Raw genomic sequence first — 23,562 nt, forward strand, 5'->3', positions numbered from 1 at the left:
TTTATGGATTTTGATCCGTAGGACCTAGATTAGGATTGGAATTTAACTCTCCTTGAGGAATTTGCATTTTGAAAAAATCACCTCCTGGCTCAATATCAACAAGACCAAAGCTTCTATGGTTAGAACCTGCTCCAGATCTGTCTAATGGTTTTTTTAGTCTTTTTAAATCAAACCAAGAAACACCTTCACCCCATAATTCTATCCTCCTTTGTAAGTAAACCTCTTCTACTAAATCCATTCCAGTATTTGTTGATTTAACATAGCCTGGATCTCTATTACTTACCAATTCAAATAATACATCTGCTGCTGTTGCGTCACCTAATCTTGCTTTTGCTTCAGCTTCAATTAAATACATTTCGGCAGACCTCATGTATGAATAGTCTCCTTCAAAAAATGTTTCGTCAATAAACTTAACGTTAGCATACCCTATATATCCATCACTAGCTGGAAAATCTGGATTGCCTGCAACAGGATCAATCCAAGCATCTCTTCTTAGATCTGTAAGAGGAATTTGTTCATATAATCTAGCCTCTATCATTTTAAATCCAAATCCAAAACCTACACCACCATAACCGCCAGCGGTGCTATCAAAATGTGAAAAGAACGAAATAAAAGTTGTAGATGTTAAATTATCAATATCTGCACCCCACATCCATTCTACATTGTTGATGTCATCCCAACCATCCGTAGCATATGTATCTCCTGGCATTAATGAATAACCAGATTTGGCATCTTCTGCATTGTCTGCGGCTAATTGCCATTTACCAGTTTCTAAGTATACATTGGCTAAAAAGCCTTGTACAACACTTTGATCAATTTCTTGTTTATTAGCTCTAGAATAACCTTCTAATAATGCTTTCGCTGATTCTAAATCAGGAATAATTTGATCATATACATCTTGTACAGTTCCCCTTCCTTTTCCATCAAAATCTATTCGATCTGTAAGTGGTACTCCAGGTGAGCTTTGATTCCCGATATAAGTATCTGAGTATACTCTAACTAAATTGAATAATGCAAAAGATCGAATGGCTAAAGCTTGCCCCAAAAGCGCATCTTCAGTTGCATTTCTATCTCCTAAATTTTGTAAGCCATTTATTACGCTATTAGCGTCTGCTATGGCTGTATAATAAGTATTCCAAACTATATTGGTTCTACTACTGGTTTGTTGTCTACCATTATAGTTATATAAAAATATATACCAATTAAAGTTATTTAAAACTATATCTTGCCCCATCATGTCTGTTATAGCCATAATTCCTTTTTGGCCATAATCTACATCAACTCTAGCAGGGTTTCCAATACCATTAGTTCTTAAATTAGCATAAATACCCCGTAAAATAGCTTGATTAGCAGCGGGTGTTGAAGCAACTTGTTCAGTCGATATAGAATTTGCAGGTTCTGTATCTAGAAAGTCATCTTCACAGCTGTAAAGACCAACTATTATAATAAATAAAAATATAAACTTTTTCATAATTTTTTAAAAATTAACTGTTAAACCAAGAGATGTTGTTCTTGCTAGACCAAATTCGTTTACTGCATTACCAGTAATACTTAATCTTGGGTCATAACCTTGTCTAGCTTTAGACCATAAATGTAAGTTATTACCAGTAGCATAAATCTTTAGACCGGTAATACGTAATTTGTCTAATAATTTACCATCAAAATTGTAACTAAGTGTTACATTCTGTAAATTTAAATATGAGGCATCTACTAAAAAGAATGAAGAAGTACCTGCCTGATTGATATCATTAATGTCTAGCCTAGGAATTAGAGCTGTTCTGTTTTCAGGTGTCCATGAATTAAATACGTCATTGTGGAAATTATCTCCAGCAGAAGTAGTGCCTAATAAGTTTTGGTAAACCCCATCATAACCATATCCTCCTATTTGATAAGCAAAAGCTACACCAAGAGAGAAATTCTTATATGAAAGATTTGTAGAGAGGCCCCCATAAACATCAGGAATCGCAGATTTGCCAACAAAATTTTCTGTAGCATTTACACGATCATTAGTTATTTCTCTTTCTCCTGTAGGTTCACCGTTTGTATCCAACACATCTGTAAACCATAAACCATCACCATTACTTGGATCTACTCCAGCCCATTCACGCATAAAGTAATCATATCTAGATTTACCTTGTTGCAATCTAAAAAGACCATCATCAATAAATTCTTCAGGTAGTCTAGTTAACTCATTTTTATAATGAGTACCATTAATAGCTAGTGACCATTGAAAGTCATCATTTACAATGATATCACCACTAATTTCAACTTCAATACCTTTGTTTTCCATATCACCAACATTAGCAGGTTTGGTTCCAACCCCATCACTTTGTGCTAATGGTTCAAAAAACAATAAGTCATCTACATCTCTGATAAAATATTCAGCATTTAGTCTTAGTCTGTTATCGAATAAACCAAGTTCAAATCCTGCATTCAGATTTGTTGATGTTTCCCAAACCAAATCTTCATTTCCTAGCTGAAAAAAGGTGATACCAGGAATATTTCCACCAGCATTGATTATATCAAATTGATCAGTGTAAGCGTAATAGTTTCTATTATCTGTATCACCAACTATGGTTCTATTATCTTCGTACAAAATAGCATCATTACCTTGTTGTCCAAAACTTGCTTTTAGCCTAAAGTTATTAATCCAAGACACATCAAGAAAGTTTTCTTTGTGAACAGACCAAGCTGCACCTAGACCATAAAAATTACCCCATCTATTATCAGGGCTAAAAACTGAAGACCCATCTCTTCTGAAACTGGCATTAATAAAATATTTATCATCAAAGTCATAAGTTAACCTTGATAAATAGCCTTCAACTACATAATCTTTTTGGTAACCTGTCAAAAATTGTATGTTAGCTCCGTTGTTAACTACTGGTAAACCTGTTATCACTGTTTCAGTAACCTGGCCTGCTAATAGTTTGAAGTTGTAATCATTACTTTCATGACCTAATAATACAGAAATACTATGCTTTCCAATATCTTTATTCCAATTTAAAAGTTGTTGATGCGCTATTGTTATACCTCTATTAGAACGTGAAGTAATTCTTCCGTTAGCGTTAAAAGCATCTCCACCTTCAGCAGTGGCAAATCTGCTTATATTTGCAGATGTTAAATCAGCAGATAAATTATATATAAACTCAAAGTCTTTTAAGAACTTAACAGAAGCACTAAATCTTCCTGAAAAGTTATCAGAATTGTTATCGTTTACATCCAACTGACTGGTTCCTACAGGGTTAGATAGTGATTTAAAACTGGGCCTTGTACCAACAGATCCTCCAGTACCCAATCCAAAGTCAAAAACTCTATTGCCGTTGGAGTCTAATACTAAATTTCCACTGGCATCACGACCATAAACGGGATATATAGGAGCGGTTCCTCTAGCCCAACCTGCTATATTACTAACATTTCCAGAAGTAAAACCGCCTAATGGGTTGTCTGCTACTGTATTAGAGTAATTAATGCCAGCATTAAATTTTAACCAGTCTTTAGGTTTGTATTCGGTGTTCAATCGAGCGGTAACACGTTCAAAACCTGAATTAACAATAATACCCTCATCCTCTAGATGACCCAAAGAGAAAAAAGAACTTATTTTATCATTACGAAATCGAAGGCTTAAGTAATTTTCATGTCTTACACCTGTTAAATAGGATTCATCTATCCAACTGTCTTGATACAATAAGTTTGCATTTGGGTTAATATTCCCTGTTATTGGGTCTATGATTTGGTCTTCAGACACATCATAACTGTTATATCCAAGTGGGAAGTTTGGATTTGAAACTATGTTAGAAGCTGCCGCATTAGCTGCTGCTGCTGCTGATAGACCGTTGTTTATTAAGTCAAGCCTAGTTCTGTCAAAAACGGCTTCATAATAACGCCCCGACTCTGTTATGATGTCATATTCAGGAACAGCCCTGTTGTTAAAACCAACTTTTGTATCAAAAGTTACCTCTAAACTTTCTGATAAACCTTTTTTTGTAGTTATGATAACAACACCATTAGCACCTCTACTTCCATAAAGGGCATTTGCTGAAGCATCTTTTAAGAAAGACATTGCTTCAATATCTTGTGGGTTAATTGAGTTTAAATTTCCATTAAAAACAACACCGTCTACAACATATAATGGAGCACTTGATGAATTAATAGATCCGATACCTCTAAACCTTACTGTTGGATCAGCTCCAGGAGCACCAGACTGATTGATAATTTGTACACCTGCTACTTGACCTACCAAACCTTGTACAACCGATGCCGTAGGTATATCTGATAGCTGTTCAGTTTTTATTGTTGTAACAGATCCAGTTATTTCTTCTTTTTTTTGTGTACCATATGCTACAACCACAACCTCTTCTAAGGCTGAGGCGCTTTCTTGCATTGTAACATTAATTGTATTCGAAGAACCAACCGTTACCTCTTGAGTTTTGTACCCAACAAAACTATATACAAGAGTTGCCCCCGTATTAGTTGAAATTGAATATTTACCATCAAAATCTGTAGACGTCCCTGATGAGGTACCTTTTAATAAGACTGTCGCTCCAGGAAGCGGTAATCCAGAATCATCTGAAACCGTACCTGAAATTGTCTTTCCTTGTGCAAACGTTAGTTGCACGACCAACACTAGTAATAGCGTTAGAATTCCACTAAACTTTCTTTTCATTTTATAATTATTTGAATTAGTCAAGTCCAAAAATCATAAAATAAAGTTAATAAAACAATAAATAATGGTTAAAATTTGATAAAAAGGGCGAATTTTTAAGAAAATGATAATTTGAAACTAGAAATTAGCAGTCAAACTGATGTGTATTTTAGAATTTGCCAGTTTAAATTGTGTATTCTCATTTTTACCATTGGCGTAGTTGAATCTTAATAATCCTGCATTTGTAAGAATTCCAAACCCAAACCCATATCCAAATAATTTTTCTTTAGCGTTTGATATTTGATTTTCAAAATAACCAGCATCTATAATACTATGAATATAGATTGCGTTATTTAGTTTAAATCTATACTCTGTGTTAATAATGCCATAAAGTGAGGCAAAAATACTGTTCTCTTCAAAACCTCTTATAGAATTAATACCTCCAAATCTTAATAATTCATTCTCAAAATAGGAATCAGATATCAAGTTCGATCCATTAACTCGTATGAAAATACTATTTTTCGGGTTTAAACTGAATATTTTTAGTGCATCTAAGGAGTATTGAGATTGATTTTCTGAATTTGAAATGGTTTTTCTTTTTCCGAATCCAGCTTCTAAATATAGTTTTGACTGAATTGGGAAAAGGATATCATTGATTTTTGGTTTTAAAAATTGGTATGCCAAAGTGTAATATTGCGTTTTGTAATCTGAAATAATTGAAGTTGTATTTTCGGTAAGAAGATTATTTGATTCTGTGGAAACAATCCCCCCATAGATTTTGTTTTTAGAATTTATTTGATAATGTAATCGAGCAGATTGATTAACTGTTGTGAATGAAGAGTCTCTTTTGAAAATCCTTAAAAGTAAATCTGCTCCAATTGGTGTTCTAAATAAATAAGGTAATGAAATGTCTGCTTCGAATGTTTTTTGGTCGTTTTCATCACTCTTATATAATAGTCTAAATGACTCTCCAAAATTTAAATTATTTATAAGGTTTAAGTTTAAGTAGCCATCAAATTCTAATTTATTTGTGTCTTCATTGGTGCCAAAACCTAAAAAACCATCAAAAGTATTGCTTTTAGCTTTTTCAAGATATAGATATAAGGTTGTCGAATCTTTTAAAAACAAAACCTCAGGAGGCTTAATCTCATTGGCGAAATTTAAATTATTTAATTGTTCTGTTTTTTCTTTAATAGTTTTTAAATCGAAAACTTGTTCGGGCTTTATTTTTAAAAAATGAGTTAAATAAGATTTCGGGAAGTTTTCGTAACCTTTAATAATAATGGTATTGATTATTCTTTTTTCTTCAGAGGCATCAATAGTTAAATACGCTTTTAAATTTGATGAGTCCTTTATAGTGATATCTGATAATTGTAATTTAGAAAATGGGAAGCCTTTTTTTGAAATTTCAGAATTTATTATACTTAGCGCATTTTCAACCTCTGGAAAATTCAAGATAAAATAATCATCAAACACCTCTTTTGAAACTAAGTTTAAAGTGGGGAAGTCAATATCCGTTTTATTGAAGTGTATATATAAGGACTTGAATTTGTTTTTTAAATGAACTTGAGATTGGAAAGTTGTGTCGTTTATTTTTTTTATTTTTTTTATTTCATTTTCAATATAGCCCATATTGAAAAGCGTGTTTTGAAGATTATCAATTTCTGATTTAATAGAAATGTAGTCTCTGTGACTTTTTAAATAGCCTAATGAATCGATAATACTAGTTTCAATAACATTCTTGCCATCAATTTTAAATGTTAAATTCTGACAAAACCCTGTTGAAGAAGAAAACATGAATATGATAAGAATGTAAAAAGAAGTTTTTTGCACGATTTTGACTGCTATTTTTTCTGTAAATCTAACGGAAAATCTAAGCTTATAATATACCTAATGTTATTATTTTTGAAAACTCTTAAAAATTAATCAATTAGGATTTGAATTCTAAATTTTAATTTCTACATTTGCACCCCTCTTAAAAAGAGGATAATAAAAATTATATATAATATATATGCCAACAATTTCGCAATTAGTAAGAAAAGGAAGAGCCAAAATAACCAAGAAGAGTAAATCGGCTGCTTTAGATTCTTGTCCGCAAAGACGTGGTGTGTGTACTCGTGTTTACACAACAACTCCAAAAAAGCCTAACTCAGCAATGCGTAAGGTAGCAAGGGTTCGTTTAACAAACGGCAACGAGGTTAATGCATACATCGGTGGTGAAGGACACAATCTGCAAGAGCACTCGATAGTATTGGTTAGAGGTGGAAGGGTAAAAGATTTACCAGGAGTTAGATATCACATTGTACGTGGTGCTTTAGACACAGCAGGTGTTTCAGGCAGAACGCAACGTAGATCTAAGTATGGTGCAAAACGCCCTAAGAAGTAAAACAAAGTTAAAAGTGAAAAGTTAAAAGTTAATAGTTTGAAAAAGCTAATAACCAATAACCAATAACAAACAACTTAAAGAAGACATGAGAAAAAGAGCAGCAAAAAAGAGACCGCTTTTACCAGATCCAAAATTTAACGACCAGTTAGTAACGCGTTTCGTTAATATGATGATGTGGGATGGAAAAAAGTCTGTCGCTTTTAAAGTATTCTACGATGCTATTGATATTGTAGATTCAAAAAAAACTGATGAAGAAAAAACAGGTTTAGAAATCTGGAAAGATGGATTATCAAATGTGATGCCTCACGTAGAAGTTCGTAGTCGTCGTGTTGGTGGAGCAACATTTCAAATACCAATGCAAATTCGTCCAGACCGTAAAGTTTCTACAGCAATGAAATGGTTAATTAGCTATGCCCGCAAAAGAAACGAAAAATCTATGGCATTGCGTTTAGCTTCAGAAATTTTAGCAGCAGCTAAAGAAGAAGGAGCAGCGGTAAAGAAAAGAGTTGATACTCATAAAATGGCAGAAGCAAACAAAGCATTCTCTCACTTTAGATTTTAATAGGAAATGGCAAGAGATTTAAAATTTACTAGAAATATAGGTATTGCTGCACATATTGATGCAGGAAAAACTACTACTACAGAGCGTATTCTTTATTATACAGGGGTTTCGCATAAAATTGGAGAAGTACATGATGGTGCTGCTACAATGGACTGGATGGAGCAAGAGCAAGAAAGAGGTATAACAATTACTTCTGCTGCTACTACTTGTGAATGGAAGTTTCCTATTGAAAATGGGGAGCCAACACCAGAAACTAAAGGCTATCACTTTAATATCATTGACACACCGGGCCACGTTGATTTTACGGTTGAAGTAAACCGTTCTTTACGTGTACTTGATGGTTTAGTATTCTTGTTTAGTGCAGTTGATGGTGTTGAGCCACAATCTGAGACTAACTGGAGACTAGCTGATAACTATAAAGTTCCAAGAATTGGTTTCGTTAACAAAATGGACCGTCAAGGATCTGATTTTTTAGGTGTTTGTCAACAAGTAAAAGATATGTTAAAATCTAATGCGGTGCCAATCGTTTTAAACATTGGTGACGAAGATGATTTTAAAGGTATTATAGATTTGGTTAAAAACAGAGCTATTGTTTGGCATGACGAAACTCAAGGGGCAACTTTTGATGTTATTGAAATTCCAGAGGAGTTAAAAGAAGAAGCTCGTAAATACCGTGCGTTACTTATAGAAGAAGTAGCAGGGTATGATGAAGATCTTTTAGAGAAATTCATGGAAGATGAAGATTCTATTACAGAAGAAGAAGTGCATGCTGCGCTTAGAGCTGCTGTGATGGATATGGCTATCATTCCAATGATTTGTGGTTCTGCATTTAAAAATAAAGGGGTACAGTTTTTATTAGATGCTGTATGTCGTTATTTGCCTTCTCCAATGGATAAAGATGGTATTGTAGGTGTTAACCCAGATACAGATAAAGAAGAATTACGTAAGCCAGATGTAAAGGAGCCATTTGCTGCTTTAGCATTTAAAATTGCTACGGACCCTTTCGTAGGTCGTTTAGCATTCTTTCGCGCCTATTCTGGTCGTTTAGATGCAGGCTCTTATGTATTGAATAACCGTTCAGGTAAAAAAGAACGTATTTCACGTATCTATCAAATGCATGCTAACAAGCAAAATGCAATTGATTTTATAGAAGCTGGAGATATTGGAGCTGCTGTTGGATTTAAATCAATCAAAACAGGAGATACACTTTCAGCTGAAAAACACCCTATAGTCTTAGAATCTATGGACTTCCCTGATCCAGTAATTGGTATTGCGGTTGAGCCAAAAACTAAAGCGGATGTTGATAAATTAGGGATGGGCTTAGCTAAATTAGCTGAAGAAGATCCTACATTTACAGTGCGTTCAGACGAAGCTTCAGGACAGACGATTATTTCTGGAATGGGTGAGCTTCACTTAGATGTTATTGTTGACCGTTTAAGACGAGAATTTAAAGTTGAGGTTAACCAAGGTCAGCCACAAGTTGAATATAAAGAAGCTATAACACAATCTGCAGACCATAGAGAAGTTTATAAAAAACAATCTGGTGGTCGTGGTAAATTTGCTGATATCGTATTTACGATTGAGCCAGCAGATGAAGGTGTTGTAGGTCTACAGTTTGAATCTGTAATTAAAGGTGGTAATGTTCCTAAGGAATTTATTCCTTCAATTGAAAAAGGATTTAAAATGGCAATGATTAATGGACCATTAGCTGGTTTTGAAGTAGATGCCATGAAAGTGACATTGAAAGATGGATCTTATCATGATGTGGATTCTGATCAATTATCGTTCGAACTTGCAGCAAAATTAGGATTTAAAAATTCTGCAAAAGCAGCAAAAGCTGTAATTATGGAGCCAATTATGAAATTGGAAGTAATTACACCTGAAGAAAATATGGGTGATATCGTAGGGGATTTAAATCGTCGTCGTGGACAAATGAGCGATATGGGTGATAGAGCTGGAGCAAAAACGGTGAAAGCTACTGTGCCATTATCAGAAATGTTTGGATATGTAACAACATTAAGAACATTATCTTCAGGTAGAGCAACATCAACAATGGAATTTTCTCACTATGCTGAAACGCCTTCTAATGTATCAGAAGAAGTAATAAAAGCAGCTAAAGGGGTTGAATCGTAAATCTTAAGAAAAATGAGTCAAAAAATCAGAATAAAATTAAAGTCTTACGATCATAACTTAGTAGATAAGTCTGCAGATAAGATTGTAAAAACAGTAAAAAGCACCGGAGCTGTTGTAACGGGACCAATTCCATTACCAACGCACAAGAAAATTTTCACTGTATTACGTTCTCCACACGTAAACAAGAAATCAAGAGAACAATTTCAATTAAGCTCTTACAAGAGATTATTAGATATTTACTCTTCGTCATCAAAAACTATTGATGCGTTAATGAAGCTTGAATTACCAAGTGGTGTTGAAGTAGAGATTAAAGTGTAATGAAACTTTATTTTCAAAAGCAAAAGCGAATTGGAAATAATTAGTTGAATACATCCCGAACTTGTTTCGAGATCTCATGAAAGATACTGAACCAAGTTCAGCATAAAACATGTCCTAAGCTGCGAGCGAAGGAAAAACGGTAAAAATACAATTCAAGGCTGAAACGTATTTTCAGCCTTGAATTTTAATAATTAGTAATAAATTAAATAAATAATTATGTCTGGGTTAATTGGAAAAAAAATCGGTATGACCAGCATCTTTGATGAAAACGGGAAGAACATTCCTTGTACAGTAATCGAAGCTGGACCATGTATCGTTACCCAAGTCAGAACTGAAGAAGTTGACGGCTATAAAGCTGTTCAATTAGGTTTCGATGACGCGACAGAAAAAAGCGCTACGAAAGCAGACTTAGGTCATGCTAAAAAAGCGGGTACTTCTGTAAAACGCAAAATCGTCGAATTTAAAGGTTTTGATGAGGAGTACAAATTGGGAGATGCAATCACTGTTGAACATTTCACTGAAGGTGAATTTGTTGATGTAGCAGGAACATCTAAAGGTAAAGGATTTCAAGGTGTTGTAAAACGTCATGGTTTCGGTGGTGTAGGACAAGCTACTCACGGACAACATAACCGTTTAAGAGCGCCAGGATCTATTGGAGCTGCATCTTACCCTGCTCGTGTTTTTAAAGGCATGAAAATGGCAGGTAGAATGGGTGGAGACACAGTTAAAGTTCAAAATTTAAGAGTTTTAAAAGTAGTTGCTGAAAAGAATCTACTTGTGATTAAAGGATGTGTTCCTGGTCATAAAAACGCTTATGTAATTATTAGAAAATAATGAAAGTAGCAGTTTTAGATATAAACGGAAAAGACACAGGTAGAAAGGCAGACCTTTCTAAAGATGTGTTTGCTATTGAGCCTAATAATCACGCCGTGTATTTGGATGTTAAACAATATTTAGCAAACCAACGTCAAGGAACTCACAAATCGAAAGAAAGAGCTGAGATTTCAGGATCTACACGTAAGATTAAAAAGCAAAAAGGAACTGGTACAGCAAGAGCTGGATCTATTAAGTCTGGTGTGTTTAAAGGTGGTGGTCGTATGTTCGGTCCAAGACCAAGAAATTACAACTTCAAACTTAATAAAAACTTAAAGCGATTAGCACGTAAATCAGCATTAAGTATCAAAGCGGGTGAAAAGTCAATTACGGTTTTAGAAGACTTTAATTTTGACACTGTAAAGACTAAGAATTTTACAGCAGTTTTAAAGGCATTAGAGCTTGAAAACAAAAAAACACTCTTTGTGTTGGGTGGGTCAAATAATAACGTATATTTGTCATCGCGCAATTTAAAAAGCTCTGAAGTTATAACGTCTTCAGAATTAAGTACTTATAAGATTTTAAATGCAAGTCAAATAGTTTTATTAGAAGGTGCTTTAGCAGGAATTGAAACAAATTTAAGTAAATAGAAACAATGAATATCTTAATTAAACCTATAATCACAGAAAAAGCAACAGCTAATAGCGAGTTAAGAAACTGCTATACTTTTGCCGTGAATACAAAGGCGAACAAGGTAGAAATCAAAAAAGCGGTGGAAGCTGCTTATGGTGTTTCTGTTGAAAAAGTTCGTACTATAAATGTCCGTCCAGATCGCAGTACCAAGTTTACAAAAACGGGTATTCAACATGGTAAAACAAATGCTGTTAAAAAAGCAATTGTACAACTGGCGGAAGGTGAAATGATTGATTTATACAGTAACATGTAATTAAAGACTAATGTCAGTAAGAAAATTAAAACCAATCACACCAGGACAGCGATTTAGAGTAGTAAATGGCTATGATGCTATTACTACTGATAAGCCGGAAAAGAGTTTACTCGTTCCGAATAAAAGGTCTGGTGGTAGAAACAGTGAAGGAAAAATGACTATGCGCTACATCGGTGGTGGTCATAAGAAAAAGTATCGTATTATTGATTTTAAAAGAGACAAAGCTGGGATTCCTGGTGAAGTTGCTTCGATACAATACGATCCTAACAGAACAGCTTTTATTGCATTATTGAACTATCAAGATGGTGAGAAAAGATACATTATTGCACAAAATGGACTTCAAGTTGGGCAAAATGTAGTGTCTGGTAAAGAAGGTGTTGCTCCAGAAATTGGGAATGCGATGCCATTAAGTGAAATTCCTCTAGGAACAATTATTTCTTGTATAGAGTTGCGTCCAGGGCAAGGTGCTATTATGGCGCGTAGTGCAGGAGCTTTTGCTCAGTTAATGGCAAGAGATGGTAAGTTTGCTACGGTTAAATTACCATCAGGTGAAACAAGATTAATTCTTGCTAATTGTATGGCTACTATAGGTGTGGTTTCTAACTCAGATCATCAATTATTAGTTGGTGGTAAAGCAGGTAGAACAAGATGGTTAGGAAGAAGACCACGTACTAGACCAGTAGTTATGAACCCAGTTGATCACCCAATGGGTGGTGGTGAAGGTAAGTCTTCAGGTGGACATCCTCGTTCTAGAAACGGAATTCCAGCTAAAGGTTACAGAACCCGTTCTAAAACTAAGTCAAGTAATAAATATATTGTAGAACGTAGAAAGAAATAAGACATGGCAAGATCATTAAAAAAAGGACCTTACGTTCATTATAAATTAGAAAAGAAAGTAGCTGTTAATGTTGAATCAAACAAAAAAACAGTGATCAAAACCTGGTCTAGAGCCAGTATGATTACTCCAGATTTTGTTGGACAAACTATAGCAGTGCACAATGGCCGTCAATTTGTTCCAGTATATGTTACTGAAAACATGGTAGGTCATAAATTAGGAGAATTTTCACCAACACGTTCATTTCGTGGACATGCAGGTGCTAAAAATAAAGGTAAAAAGTAGTAAGCTATGGGAAGTCGTAAAAAACAAATGGCAGACGCTATTAAGGAAGCAAAAAAGCATATTGCTTTTGCGAAACTTAATAACTGTCCTACATCACCAAGAAAAATGCGTTTAGTAGCTGATTTAGTAAGAGGCGAAAAAGTAGAACATGCACTTAATATCTTAAAGTTCAACCAAAAGGAAGCTTCTGGTCGTTTAGAAACATTGTTACTGTCTGCAATTGCAAACTGGCAAGCAAAAAACGAAGATGCAAGTATAGAAGAGGCTGAACTTTTTGTAAAAGAGATTACAGTTGATAGCGGATCTATGTTAAAGAGATTGCGTCCAGCGCCTCAAGGTCGTGCACACAGAATTAGAAAACGTTCAAACCACGTAACAATCGTAGTTGGAGCTAAAAATAACACACAAGCTTAATAGAGTATGGGACAAAAAACAAATCCAATCGGAAATCGCTTAGGAATTATCAGAGGATGGGAATCTAACTGGTACGGAGGAAACGATTATGGTGATAAACTTGCCGAAGACGATAAGATTAGAAAATACGTTCACGCGCGTTTATCTAAAGCTAGTGTTAGTAGAGTAATTATTGAGAGAACTTTAAAACTTGTAACCGTTACTATCACTACTGCTAGACCTGGTATTATTATCGGAAAAGGCGGACAAGAGGTAGACAAGTTAAAAGAAGAACTTAAGAAAATTACTGGAAAAGAAGTTCAGATTAACATCTTTGAAATTAAGAGACCTGAACTTGATGCATTTTTAGTAGGATCAAGCATCGCTCGTCAAATTGAAAATAGAATTTCATACAGACGTGCAATTAAGATGGCTATAGCTGCTACAATGCGTATGAACGCTGAAGGAATTAAAATCCAGATTAGTGGTCGTTTAAATGGTGCTGAAATGGCACGTTCTGAACACTACAAAGAAGGACGTATTCCTTTATCAACTTTCAGAGCCGATATTGACTATGCTTTAGTTGAGGCACACACTACTTATGGTAGGTTAGGTGTTAAAGTATGGATCATGAAAGGTGAAGTATATGGTAAAAGAGAACTTTCTCCGCTTGTTGGATTATCTAAGAAGCAAGGAAAAGGTGGAGCCGGAAGAGGAGGCAATAAAGGACCTCGTCGTAGAAAGTAATTTTTTATAAAGTAAAGAAAAATGTTACAGCCTAAAAGAACAAAATTTCGTAAACAACAAAAAGGACGTATGAAAGGTCTCTCTGGACGAGGACATCAACTTTCAAGCGGTACTTTTGGAATAAAAGCATTGGACGCTACGTTTATTACAGCACGTCAAATTGAAGCAGCACGTATTGCCGCAACACGTTACATGAAAAGAGAAGGTCAACTTTGGATTAAAATATTTCCAGACAAGCCTATTACAAAAAAGCCTCTTGAAGTACGTATGGGTAAAGGTAAAGGTGCCGTTGAATTATGGGTAGCTGTATGTAGACCAGGTCGTGTTTTATTTGAAGTCGGTGGGGTGCCATTAGACGTTGCAAAAGAAGCATTACGTTTAGCAGCACAAAAACTACCAGTAAAAACTAAGTTTTTAATCGCTCGCGATTACGAAGCATAATAATTTGATATGATGAAACAATCAGAAATTAAAGAATTATCTGTAGCTGAGTTAAAAGACAAACTTGGTGAAACAAAAAAGAGTTATTCAGACCTAAAATTGGCTCATGCAATATCTCCTTTAGAAAATCCAATTCAATTACGTTCTATAAGAAGAACTATAGCTAGAATTGCGACCGAATTAACTAAAAGAGAATTACAATAATTCTGCTGAAAGATGGAAACAAGAAATTTAAGAAAAGAACGTATAGGAGTTGTTACAAGTAACAAAATGCAAAAATCAATAGTTGTTGCAGAGGTTAAAAAAGTAAAACACCCTATGTATGGTAAGTTCGTGTTGAAAACGAAAAAATACGTTGCGCACGACGAGACAAACGACTGTAATATTGGAGATACAGTAAAGATCATGGAAACAAGACCTTTAAGTAAATCTAAATGTTGGAGATTAGTAGAAATCCTAGAAAGAGCTAAATAATTATGTTACAACAAGAATCAAGAATAAAAGTAGCAGACAACACTGGAGCAAAAGAAGTTTTAGTTATCCGTGTTTTAGGAGGAACTAAAAGAAGATATGCTTCTGTAGGAGACAAAATTGTTGTGTCTGTTAAAGATGCAACTCCTAATGGAAACATTAAGAAAAAAGCAGTTTCTACAGCAGTTGTTGTGCGTACTAAGAAAGAAGTAAGAAGACCAGATGGATCTTATATAAGATTTGACGATAATGCATGTGTTTTATTAAACCCAACAGGTGAGATGAGAGGTACACGTGTATTTGGTCCTGTTGCTAGAGAGCTTCGTGATAAACAATTCATGAAGATTGTATCATTAGCGCCAGAGGTGCTTTAATACATTAATGTAAGATGACAAAGCTTAAAATAAAAACTGGAGATACTGTAAAAGTAATTGCTGGAGATCATAAAGGATCTGAAGGTAAAGTACAAAAAGTAATTCTTGAAAAGAACAAGGCGATCGTTGAGGGTGTAAACATGGTTAAGAAACATACTAAACCAAGTGCACAAAATCCTCAAGGAGGAATCGTAGAGAAAGAAGCTGCTATTCATATTTCTAACTTATCATTGTTAACTTCAAAAGGAGAAACAACAAGAGTTGGTTATAAAATAGAAGGCGATAAAAAAGTAAGATATTCATTAAAATCTAATGAAGTAATATAGTTATGGCATATTCACCTAGACTTAAAGAAGAGTATAAAAGCAAAGTAGTTGCAGCTCTTACAGACGAATTTGGATATAAAAATGTAATGCAGGTTCCTAAACTTACCAAGATAGTTATATCTAAAGGTGTTGGAGCAGCCGTTGCAGACAAAAAGTTAATCGACTATGCGTTAGAAGAGATAACTACTATATCTGGACAAAAAGCGATAGCTACATTATCGAAAAAAGATGTTGCATCTTTTAAATTACGTAAAGGGATGCCAATTGGTGTTAAAGTAACTTTACGTGGTGAAAAAATGTACGAGTTTTTAGATCGTTTAGTAACTTCAGCACTTCCGCGTGTTAGAGATTTTAACGGTATTAGAGCTACAGGATTTGATGGTAGAGGTAACTACAATTTAGGAGTTACTGAACAAATTATATTCCCGGAAATAAACATTGATAAAGTCAATAAAATTTCTGGTATGGATATTACATTTGTAACAACCGCAGATACTGATAAAGAAGCAAAATCATTATTAACTGAATTAGGATTACCTTTTCAAAAGAACTAAGATATGGCTAAAGAATCAATGAAAGCCCGTGAGGTGAAAAGAGCTAAAACAGTAGCTAAGTATGCTGAAAAACGTAAAGCTTTAAAAGAAGCTGGAGATTATGAAGCATTACAAAAGTTACCTAAAAATGCATCTCCTATTCGTCAGCATAATAGATGTAAATTAACAGGAAGACCAAAAGGTTATATGAGAACTTTTGGTATTTCTCGTGTAACATTCAGAGAAATGGCCAATCAAGGTCTTATCCCTGGTGTAAGAAAAGCTAGTTGGTAATATTATTTAAATAATCGGGTTTAAGGTTCGAAATAATTCGAAAACCAAGACCACAAAATCAATTCATTATGTACTCAGATCCAATTGCGGATTATTTGACAAGAATTAGAAACGCAGTGCGTGCCAATCACAGAGTGGTTGAGATTCCTGCTTCTAATCTTAAAAAAGACATCACTAAAATATTATTCGAACAAGGATATATTTTAAGTTACAAATTTGATGATTCTTCAGTACAAGGCACTATTAAAATAGCGCTTAAGTACAATAAAGAAACTAAAGAATCAGTAATTAAAAAACTTCAAAGAATTAGTACACCAGGTTTACGTAAGTATGCAGGCGCTAATGATTTACCACGTATCTTAAATGGTTTAGGTATTGCTATTGTTTCAACTTCTCACGGAGTTATGACAGGTAAACAGGCTACAAGGGATAATGTTGGAGGAGAAGTTTTATGTTACGTATACTAATTTAAAGCCAGAAAGAAATGTCAAGAATAGGAAATAATCCAGTAGCCATTCCAGAAGGTGTTACAGTAGACGTTAAAGATAGCGTTGTATCTGTAAAAGGAAAATTAGGAGAGTTAACACAAAATTACGATTCTATAGAAATTAAAGTTGATGAAGGAAATGTTATGGTAACACGTTCTTCTGATACTAAAGATCAAAAAGCAAAACATGGTTTATACAGATCATTAATGCATAATATGATTGAAGGTGTATCTAAGGGATGGACTAAAGAACTAGAATTGGTAGGTGTCGGTTATAGAGCATCAAACCAAGGACAAAAATTAGATTTAGCCTTAGGATTTTCTCATAATATTGTTTTAAACGTTGCTCCAGAAGTAAAAGTTGAAACAATATCTGAAAAAGGAAAAAATCCAATTATAAAGTTAACATCATTCGATAAACAACTTGTTGGTCAAGTAGCTGCGAAGATTCGCGGATTTAGACCACCTGAGCCTTATAAAGGAAAAGGTATTAAATTCGTTGGTGAAGAATTAAGAAGAAAAGCAGGTAAATCAGCTTAATAATTAAGTTATGGCATTGACAAAGAACGAAAGAAGACTAAGAATAAAAAGCAGAATCCGTAAGGTTGTTTCTGGTACAGAAGCAAGACCTAGATTAGCTGTTTATAGAAGTAATAAAGAAATTTATGCTCAAATAATTGATGATGTAACTGGTAAAACTATTAGTGCTGCATCTTCAAGAGATAAAGATATTAGTTCTGCGAAAGCAACTAAATCAGAAGTAGCTAAATTAGTAGGTAAAGCACTTGCTGAAAAAGCTTTAAAAGCAGGTTTAGAAACTATTGCTTTTGATAGAGGTGGATATTTATACCACGGAAGAGTAAAATCATTAGCAGAAGGTGCTAGAGAAGCAGGACTTAAATTCTAAGAAATTATGTTTAAAAAATATAAAAGTGCAGAATTAGTAAAACCAGGTGGATTAGATCTTAAAGATCGTTTAGTTGGTGTACAAAGGGTTACAAAAGTAACTAAAGGTGGTAGAGCATTTGGTTTTTCAGCAATTGTAGTAGTTGGTGATGAAGCAGGTGTTGTAGGACAAGGTTTAGGGAAATCTAAAGACGTTGCTAGTGCAATTGCAAAGGCTGTTGAAGATGCTAAGAAAAACTTAGTTAGAATTCCGATTATCAAAGGAACATTACCACATGAGCAAAAAGGTAAATACGGTGGCGCTAGAGTAAATATTATTCCTGCAGCTCCTGGTACAGGTGTAATCGCTGGTGGTGCTGTAAGAATAGTGCTTGAAGCAGTTGGTGTACATGACGTATTATCTAAATCTCAAGGATCTTCAAATCCTCACAACGTTGTAAAAGCAACTTTTGATGCTTTATTACAATTAAGAGATGCAAATGCAATTGCTAGAGATAGAGGTATAACACTTGAACAAGTTTTTAACGCTTAATATAGACAGAAATGGCAAAGATTAAAGTAAAGAAAGTTAAAAGCGCAATCAATCGTACGCAAAGACAAAAAAGAACTTTAGAAGCTCTAGGTCTTAAAAAGATTGGTCAAGTAAAAGAGCATGAGGCTACACCAAATATTCTTGGTATGGTTGCTAAAGTTTCACATTTAGTTTCTGTTGAAGAAGCTTAAAAATATAAACTGAAAATGGATTTAAGTAATTTAAAACCTGCAGAAGGTTCAGTAAAAAACCAAGGTAAGAGAATAGGTAGAGGACAAGGTTCTGGTAAAGGTGGTACGGCAACTCGTGGTCACAAAGGAGCTAAATCGCGTTCTGGTTATTCTAAGAAACTAGGATTTGAAGGTGGTCAAATGCCGCTTCAAAGACGTGTTCCTAAATTTGGTTTTACTAACATTAACCGTGTCGAGTATCAAGGTATCAACTTAGATACTTTACAAGAAATGGTTAATGATAAGAAAATTAAGGATACAGTTGATTTTGAGACATTATTCACAAACCGTTTAGTTGATAAAAATGATTTAGTTAAAATCATGGGACGTGGAGAATTAAAAGCTAAATTAAAAGTATCTGCACATAAGTTTACTGCTTCAGCAAAAGCTGCTATTGAAGCTGCTGGTGGAGAAGCTGTAACTATATAAGATTTTTTTTAGTATGAAATTTATAGAATCAATAAAGAATGTTTGGAAAATTGAAGAACTAAGAAACAGAATCGTAGTTACACTAGGTTTGTTATTAGTTTATCGTTTTGGTGCTCAAGTGGTATTACCAGGTATTGATGCAGCTCAACTAGGTGGTTTAGCAGAAAAGACAGACGGCGGTTTGTTAGGTTTGCTTAACGCTTTTACAGGTGGTGCATTTGCTAATGCCTCGGTTTTCGCTTTAGGCATTATGCCTTACATTTCTGCTTCTATTGTTGTACAATTAATGGGTATCGCTATCCCTTATTTGCAGAAATTGCAGAAAGAGGGAGCTAGTGGTCAGAAAAAAATAAATCAGATAACACGTTGGTTAACCATCGCAATTTGTTTACTACAAGCGCCCGGTTATTTAGCGAGTTTACCTGCACTAGGTATTCCTCAAAGTGCGTTTTTATTAGGAACAGGACCATTATTCTATTTTTCTTCAGTTACCATATTAGTAACAGGGTGTATTTTCGCCATGTGGTTAGGAGAAAAAATCACAGATAAAGGTATTGGTAACGGAATCTCATTATTAATTATGGTTGGTATTATAGCAACCTTACCACAATCATTTTTACAGAATGCCGCAACTAGATTAGAAGGCGGTGGAAACGGTGGTTTAATGATGGTGTTAATTGAATTTGTAATTTGGTTTGTTATCATCTTAGCATCTATTATGTTAGTAATGGGAGTTAGAAAAATAGCAGTACAATATGCAAGAAGAACGGCGTCTGGTGGTTACGAGAAAAGCGCTATGGCAGGTTCAAGGCAGTACATTCCATTAAAACTAAATGCTTCTGGTGTTATGCCTATTATATTTGCTCAAGCTATTATGTTTGTACCAAGTTTAATTGGGGGATCTTCTTTTTTAAAAGAGACAACAGTTGGTGCTTGGATGCAAACTAATTATTCTGATATGTTTGGTTTTTGGTATAATTTAACATTTGCTTTATTGATAATAGTATTCACATACTTCTATACAGCAATTACGGTACCAACAAACAAAATGGCGGATGATTTAAAGCGTAGTGGTGGTTTTATTCCTGGTATTCGTCCGGGTTCTGAAACTTCTGAATATCTTGACAAAATAATGTCTCAAATAACCTTGCCAGGTTCTATATTTTTAGCGCTTATAGCTGTTTTTCCAGCCTTTATTGTTAAACTTATGGGGGTACAACAAGGATGGGCTTTATTTTTCGGAGGAACCTCATTACTAATTATGGTAGGAGTTGCAATTGACACTATGCAACAAATAAATTCTTATTTGTTAAATAGACACTATGATGGTTTGATGAAAACAGGTAAAAATAGAAAAGCAGTAGCTTAATTTTATTATGGCAAAACAAGCAGCAATAGAACAAGACGGAACAATTATAGAAGCATTATCAAATGCTATGTTCCGAGTTGAATTAGAAAATGGTCATATTGTGACCGCACATATCTCTGGTAAAATGCGTATGCATTACATTAAATTATTACCAGGAGATAAAGTAAAATTAGAAATGAGTCCTTATGATTTAACAAAGGCTCGAATAACTTATAGATACTAATACTAATACGATGAAAGTAAGAGCATCAGTTAAAAAAAGAAGCGCGGATTGTAAGATTGTGCGTAGAAAAGGTAGACTTTACGTAATTAACAAAAAGAATCCTAGATTCAAACAAAGACAAGGATAAGCTATGGCAAGAATTGCAGGTGTAGACATACCAAAAAACAAAAGAGGAGTAATCTCTTTAACTTATATCTATGGAGTAGGTAGAAGTAGAGCAAAAGAAATTTTAGCAGTTGCTAAAGTTGATGAAAGTACAAAAGTTCAAGATTGGACCGATGATCAGATTGCTGGTATTCGTGAAGCTGTTGGTACTTTTACTATTGAAGGTGAATTACGTTCTGAAACACAATTGAACATTAAGCGATTAATGGATATCGGGTGTTACAGAGGTATTCGTCATAGATCTGGTCTTCCGTTAAGAGGGCAACGTACTAAGAACAACTCTAGAACTAGAAAAGGTAGAAGAAAAACAGTTGCTAACAAGAAAAAAGCAACTAAATAATTAAAAGTCATTAGTATTTAGTAGTTGGATGGAATCTGTCTGAAATGTAAAAGTCTAGGATTCTACACTAACAACTAACAACTAGAAACTAAAATAATATGGCAAAGACAAGTACAAAAAAACGTAAAGTTATTGTAGACGCTATTGGAGAAGCTCACATTACAGCCTCTTTCAATAACATCATAATTTCACTTACCAACAAAAAAGGAGACGTAATTTCATGGTCTTCAGCTGGGAAAATGGGATTTAGAGGTTCTAAGAAAAACACACCTTATGCTGCTCAATTAGCTGCTGAAGATGCTGCAGGCGTTGCAACAGAAGCTGGTTTGAAAAAAGTAAAGGTTTATGTAAAAGGACCTGGAAATGGTAGAGAATCTGCTATTCGTTCAATCCACAATGCTGGAATTGAAGTAACAGAAATTATTGATGTTACTCCATTACCACACAATGGTTGTCGTCCTCCAAAAAGAAGAAGAGTATAATCACGTTTTAGCTAACGCGGATTAAATAGAGCAAAGACATGAATTAATATCATCTGAAACTCAGATGGTATTAATTTTTTGTATAAATTTGCAAACTGAAAAAAAATAATTAACAAGTATTAACGAGAGATCAACGATTATCGAAGGATAAGATTAAGACCTTAATTCATAGTCACTCTCATAACAAAATTAAAATGGCAAGATATACTGGTCCTAAAACTAAAATAGCACGTAAATTTGGCGAAGCTATCTTTGGAGATGATAAATCTTTCGAAAAAAGAAATTACCCTCCAGGGCAACACGGAAACGCTAGACGTCGTGGAAAAAAATCTGAATATGCAATTCAACTTCAAGAAAAGCAAAAAGCTAAGTATACTTACGGTATCTTAGAACGTCAATTCAGAGGTTTGTTTAAAAAAGCAAGAGCTGCACAAGGTATTACCGGTGAGGTTCTTTTACAACTATGCGAATCTAGATTAGATAATGTTGTGTTCAGAATGGGCGTTGCACCTACTAGAAGTGCTGCAAGACAATTAGTATCTCACAGACACATTACTGTAAACGGGGAATTAGTAAATATTCCTTCTTATTCTTTAAAAGCAGGAGATGTTGTTGCTGTAAGAGAAAAATCAAAATCACTTGAAGCTATTGAAAGATCACTTTCAAATTCAAGTAACGTTTATGAGTGGATTACTTGGAATGACGACACGAAACAAGGAACTTATGTTTCTATTCCTGCTAGAATCCAAATTCCTGAAAACATAAACGAACAATTCATTGTAGAATTATATTCTAAATAATAAATTAATCATATTGGTATTTGGCCAAAGGATTTATTAGTCTTCTTCAAACTTTTAAATCGCGCAACTAAATAACAATTAAAACGAAGAAAAATATGGCAGTATTTAATTTTCAAAAACCAGACAAAGTAATCATGATTGATTCTACTGATTTCGAAGGTAAATTCGAATTCAGACCTCTAGAACCTGGTTATGGTTTAACAGTAGGAAATGCATTAAGAAGAGTTTTATTGTCTTCTTTAGAAGGGTTTGCTATTACATCGGTTAGAATTGAAGGAGTAGATCATGAGTTTTCTGCGATTGCAGGTGTCGTAGAAGATGTAACAGAAATCATTTTAAATTTAAAACAAGTTCGTTTTAAAAGACAAATTGAAGATATTGATAACGAATCAATATCTATTTCGATTTCTGGTCAAGATAGAATCACAGCTGGAGATTTTCAAAAATTCATTTCTGGATTCCAAGTATTAAACACAGAATTAGTAATCTGTAATTTAGATCCTAAAGTGAATTTCAATATGGAAATTACAATTGAAAAAGGAAGAGGTTATGTTCCTGCTGAAGAGAATAAGAAAGCTTCTGCACCAATTGGAACTATTTTTACGGATTCAATTTACACGCCGATAAAAAACGTTAAATATAGTATTGAAAACTATCGTGTTGAACAAAAAACGGATTACGAAAAATTAGTTTTCGAAATTATTACTGATGGTTCTATTACGCCACAAGATGCTTTAACTGAAGGTGCTAAAACATTAATTCACCACTTCATGCTATTCTCTGATGAGCGTATCACTTTAGAAGCAGATGAAATTGCACAAACTGAAACTTATGATGAAGAATCTCTTCATATGCGTCAGTTGCTTAAAACTAAGTTAATCGATATGGATTTATCTGTTCGTGCACTTAATTGTTTAAAAGCCGCAGAAGTTGATACTTTAGGAGACTTAGTATCTTTTAATAAAAATGATTTAATGAAATTCAGAAACTTTGGAAAGAAGTCTTTAACAGAGCTTGAAGAGCTTGTTAATTTTAAAGGTTTAAACTTCGGAATGGATTTAAGTAAATATAAATTAGATAAAGATTAATTAATCATATTT

Annotated in this window: 34 protein-coding genes; 31 read left to right on the top strand and 3 right to left on the bottom strand. The window is 34.2% G+C overall.

The features are described from left to right. Window position 1: 1 nt before the first annotated feature. The 3 genes from P8K68_RS03355 to P8K68_RS03365 form a co-directional block, all read right to left on the bottom strand. Window positions 2–1,471, bottom strand: a complete 1,470-nt coding sequence (locus P8K68_RS03355) for a RagB/SusD family nutrient uptake outer membrane protein (RefSeq protein ID WP_300248218.1) — start codon at window positions 1,469–1,471, stop codon at window positions 2–4. A gap of 6 nt (window positions 1,472–1,477) precedes the next feature. Further along, a complete protein-coding gene (locus P8K68_RS03360) occupies window positions 1,478–4,663 on the bottom strand; it encodes a TonB-dependent receptor (RefSeq protein WP_300248220.1) in 3,186 nt (1,061 codons plus the stop codon). 117 nt (window positions 4,664–4,780) lie between these two features. Beyond that, window positions 4,781–6,475: a POTRA domain-containing protein gene (locus tag P8K68_RS03365; protein ID WP_300248222.1), complete on the bottom strand. Its 1,695-nt coding sequence runs from the start codon at window positions 6,473–6,475 to the stop codon at window positions 4,781–4,783. A gap of 178 nt (window positions 6,476–6,653) precedes the next feature. Here P8K68_RS03365 and rpsL point away from each other — a divergent pair, with 178 nt between their 5' ends. From rpsL to P8K68_RS03520, 31 genes are all read left to right on the top strand, one after another. Continuing rightward, window positions 6,654–7,028, top strand: coding sequence for a 30S ribosomal protein S12 (gene rpsL, locus P8K68_RS03370; RefSeq protein WP_019386263.1), 375 nt, complete (start codon window positions 6,654–6,656; stop codon window positions 7,026–7,028). An 85-nt stretch (window positions 7,029–7,113) separates the two neighbouring features. Then, entirely contained in the window at window positions 7,114–7,590 is a 477-nt protein-coding gene (gene rpsG, locus P8K68_RS03375; protein ID WP_300248225.1) for a 30S ribosomal protein S7, read from the top strand. Window positions 7,591–7,596: 6 nt separating this feature from the next. After that, window positions 7,597–9,723 carry an elongation factor G gene (fusA, locus tag P8K68_RS03380; RefSeq protein WP_300248227.1) on the top strand — a complete coding sequence of 709 codons (2,127 nt, stop codon included), beginning with the start codon at window positions 7,597–7,599 and terminating at the stop codon, window positions 9,721–9,723. Window positions 9,724–9,735: 12 nt separating this feature from the next. Next, entirely contained in the window at window positions 9,736–10,041 is a 306-nt protein-coding gene (gene rpsJ / locus P8K68_RS03385) for a 30S ribosomal protein S10 (protein WP_007650482.1), read from the top strand. A gap of 216 nt (window positions 10,042–10,257) precedes the next feature. After that, the gene (gene rplC / locus P8K68_RS03390; RefSeq protein WP_300248229.1) at window positions 10,258–10,875 is read left to right on the top strand and encodes a 50S ribosomal protein L3; all 618 of its coding nucleotides are present in this window, start codon (window positions 10,258–10,260) and stop codon (window positions 10,873–10,875) included. After that, window positions 10,875–11,504 carry a 50S ribosomal protein L4 gene (gene rplD / locus P8K68_RS03395; protein ID WP_300248231.1) on the top strand — a complete coding sequence of 210 codons (630 nt, stop codon included), beginning with the start codon at window positions 10,875–10,877 and terminating at the stop codon, window positions 11,502–11,504. The genes rplC and rplD overlap by 1 nt, the downstream gene beginning before the upstream one ends. A gap of 5 nt (window positions 11,505–11,509) precedes the next feature. After that, window positions 11,510–11,800 (top strand): 50S ribosomal protein L23, encoded by a 291-nt coding sequence (gene rplW, locus P8K68_RS03400; protein ID WP_066252504.1) that lies wholly within the window; start codon window positions 11,510–11,512, stop codon window positions 11,798–11,800. A gap of 10 nt (window positions 11,801–11,810) precedes the next feature. Next, window positions 11,811–12,638: a 50S ribosomal protein L2 gene (rplB, locus tag P8K68_RS03405; RefSeq protein ID WP_300248234.1), complete on the top strand. Its 828-nt coding sequence runs from the start codon at window positions 11,811–11,813 to the stop codon at window positions 12,636–12,638. A gap of 3 nt (window positions 12,639–12,641) precedes the next feature. Beyond that, entirely contained in the window at window positions 12,642–12,920 is a 279-nt protein-coding gene (rpsS, locus tag P8K68_RS03410; protein ID WP_042499126.1) for a 30S ribosomal protein S19, read from the top strand. 6 nt (window positions 12,921–12,926) lie between these two features. Next, window positions 12,927–13,334 (top strand): 50S ribosomal protein L22, encoded by a 408-nt coding sequence (gene rplV, locus P8K68_RS03415; RefSeq protein WP_300248240.1) that lies wholly within the window; start codon window positions 12,927–12,929, stop codon window positions 13,332–13,334. Window positions 13,335–13,340: 6 nt separating this feature from the next. Further along, the gene (rpsC, locus tag P8K68_RS03420) at window positions 13,341–14,060 is read left to right on the top strand and encodes a 30S ribosomal protein S3 (RefSeq protein ID WP_092847748.1); all 720 of its coding nucleotides are present in this window, start codon (window positions 13,341–13,343) and stop codon (window positions 14,058–14,060) included. A 21-nt stretch (window positions 14,061–14,081) separates the two neighbouring features. Then, window positions 14,082–14,501 (top strand): 50S ribosomal protein L16, encoded by a 420-nt coding sequence (gene rplP, locus P8K68_RS03425; RefSeq protein ID WP_300248242.1) that lies wholly within the window; start codon window positions 14,082–14,084, stop codon window positions 14,499–14,501. A 12-nt stretch (window positions 14,502–14,513) separates the two neighbouring features. Next, a complete protein-coding gene (gene rpmC, locus P8K68_RS03430) occupies window positions 14,514–14,705 on the top strand; it encodes a 50S ribosomal protein L29 (protein WP_300248288.1) in 192 nt (63 codons plus the stop codon). 12 nt (window positions 14,706–14,717) lie between these two features. Then, window positions 14,718–14,975, top strand: a complete 258-nt coding sequence (gene rpsQ / locus P8K68_RS03435; RefSeq protein WP_019386276.1) for a 30S ribosomal protein S17 — start codon at window positions 14,718–14,720, stop codon at window positions 14,973–14,975. Between the two features lie 2 nt (window positions 14,976–14,977). Beyond that, a complete protein-coding gene (gene rplN, locus P8K68_RS03440) occupies window positions 14,978–15,346 on the top strand; it encodes a 50S ribosomal protein L14 (protein ID WP_069831953.1) in 369 nt (122 codons plus the stop codon). A 14-nt stretch (window positions 15,347–15,360) separates the two neighbouring features. Beyond that, window positions 15,361–15,672 carry a 50S ribosomal protein L24 gene (gene rplX, locus P8K68_RS03445; RefSeq protein ID WP_300248243.1) on the top strand — a complete coding sequence of 104 codons (312 nt, stop codon included), beginning with the start codon at window positions 15,361–15,363 and terminating at the stop codon, window positions 15,670–15,672. Between the two features lie 2 nt (window positions 15,673–15,674). Continuing rightward, the gene (gene rplE / locus P8K68_RS03450; protein ID WP_300248244.1) at window positions 15,675–16,226 is read left to right on the top strand and encodes a 50S ribosomal protein L5; all 552 of its coding nucleotides are present in this window, start codon (window positions 15,675–15,677) and stop codon (window positions 16,224–16,226) included. 3 nt (window positions 16,227–16,229) lie between these two features. Further along, window positions 16,230–16,499, top strand: a complete 270-nt coding sequence (gene rpsN / locus P8K68_RS03455; RefSeq protein WP_040278732.1) for a 30S ribosomal protein S14 — start codon at window positions 16,230–16,232, stop codon at window positions 16,497–16,499. A gap of 68 nt (window positions 16,500–16,567) precedes the next feature. Next, complete coding sequence (rpsH, locus tag P8K68_RS03460; RefSeq protein WP_300248245.1) at window positions 16,568–16,966, top strand: 30S ribosomal protein S8; 399 nt, start codon at window positions 16,568–16,570, stop codon at window positions 16,964–16,966. Between the two features lie 17 nt (window positions 16,967–16,983). Beyond that, on the top strand, window positions 16,984–17,526 hold the full coding sequence (gene rplF / locus P8K68_RS03465; RefSeq protein ID WP_300248246.1) for a 50S ribosomal protein L6: 543 nt from the start codon (window positions 16,984–16,986) through the stop codon (window positions 17,524–17,526). A 10-nt stretch (window positions 17,527–17,536) separates the two neighbouring features. After that, entirely contained in the window at window positions 17,537–17,893 is a 357-nt protein-coding gene (gene rplR, locus P8K68_RS03470) for a 50S ribosomal protein L18 (RefSeq protein WP_300248247.1), read from the top strand. Between the two features lie 6 nt (window positions 17,894–17,899). Then, window positions 17,900–18,424 (top strand): 30S ribosomal protein S5, encoded by a 525-nt coding sequence (gene rpsE / locus P8K68_RS03475; RefSeq protein WP_300248248.1) that lies wholly within the window; start codon window positions 17,900–17,902, stop codon window positions 18,422–18,424. Between the two features lie 11 nt (window positions 18,425–18,435). Further along, a complete protein-coding gene (rpmD, locus tag P8K68_RS03480) occupies window positions 18,436–18,615 on the top strand; it encodes a 50S ribosomal protein L30 (RefSeq protein WP_019386285.1) in 180 nt (59 codons plus the stop codon). 15 nt (window positions 18,616–18,630) lie between these two features. Continuing rightward, window positions 18,631–19,083, top strand: a complete 453-nt coding sequence (gene rplO / locus P8K68_RS03485; RefSeq protein WP_300248249.1) for a 50S ribosomal protein L15 — start codon at window positions 18,631–18,633, stop codon at window positions 19,081–19,083. Window positions 19,084–19,096: 13 nt separating this feature from the next. Further along, window positions 19,097–20,452 (top strand): preprotein translocase subunit SecY, encoded by a 1,356-nt coding sequence (gene secY / locus P8K68_RS03490; RefSeq protein ID WP_300248250.1) that lies wholly within the window; start codon window positions 19,097–19,099, stop codon window positions 20,450–20,452. Between the two features lie 7 nt (window positions 20,453–20,459). Continuing rightward, window positions 20,460–20,675, top strand: coding sequence for a translation initiation factor IF-1 (gene infA / locus P8K68_RS03495; RefSeq protein WP_007094967.1), 216 nt, complete (start codon window positions 20,460–20,462; stop codon window positions 20,673–20,675). Between the two features lie 10 nt (window positions 20,676–20,685). After that, complete coding sequence (gene ykgO / locus P8K68_RS03500) at window positions 20,686–20,802, top strand: type B 50S ribosomal protein L36 (protein WP_013305171.1); 117 nt, start codon at window positions 20,686–20,688, stop codon at window positions 20,800–20,802. A 3-nt stretch (window positions 20,803–20,805) separates the two neighbouring features. Continuing rightward, window positions 20,806–21,180 (top strand): 30S ribosomal protein S13, encoded by a 375-nt coding sequence (gene rpsM, locus P8K68_RS03505; RefSeq protein ID WP_300248251.1) that lies wholly within the window; start codon window positions 20,806–20,808, stop codon window positions 21,178–21,180. A 98-nt stretch (window positions 21,181–21,278) separates the two neighbouring features. Beyond that, window positions 21,279–21,662 carry a 30S ribosomal protein S11 gene (rpsK, locus tag P8K68_RS03510; protein WP_300248252.1) on the top strand — a complete coding sequence of 128 codons (384 nt, stop codon included), beginning with the start codon at window positions 21,279–21,281 and terminating at the stop codon, window positions 21,660–21,662. Between the two features lie 194 nt (window positions 21,663–21,856). Next, complete coding sequence (gene rpsD / locus P8K68_RS03515) at window positions 21,857–22,462, top strand: 30S ribosomal protein S4 (RefSeq protein WP_300248253.1); 606 nt, start codon at window positions 21,857–21,859, stop codon at window positions 22,460–22,462. 95 nt (window positions 22,463–22,557) lie between these two features. Then, a complete protein-coding gene (locus tag P8K68_RS03520) occupies window positions 22,558–23,550 on the top strand; it encodes a DNA-directed RNA polymerase subunit alpha (RefSeq protein WP_300248254.1) in 993 nt (330 codons plus the stop codon). The last annotated feature ends 12 nt before the right edge of the window (window positions 23,551–23,562 follow it).

The organism is Algibacter sp., assembly GCF_029245835.1.
GTDB lineage: Bacteria > Bacteroidota > Bacteroidia > Flavobacteriales > Flavobacteriaceae > Algibacter_B.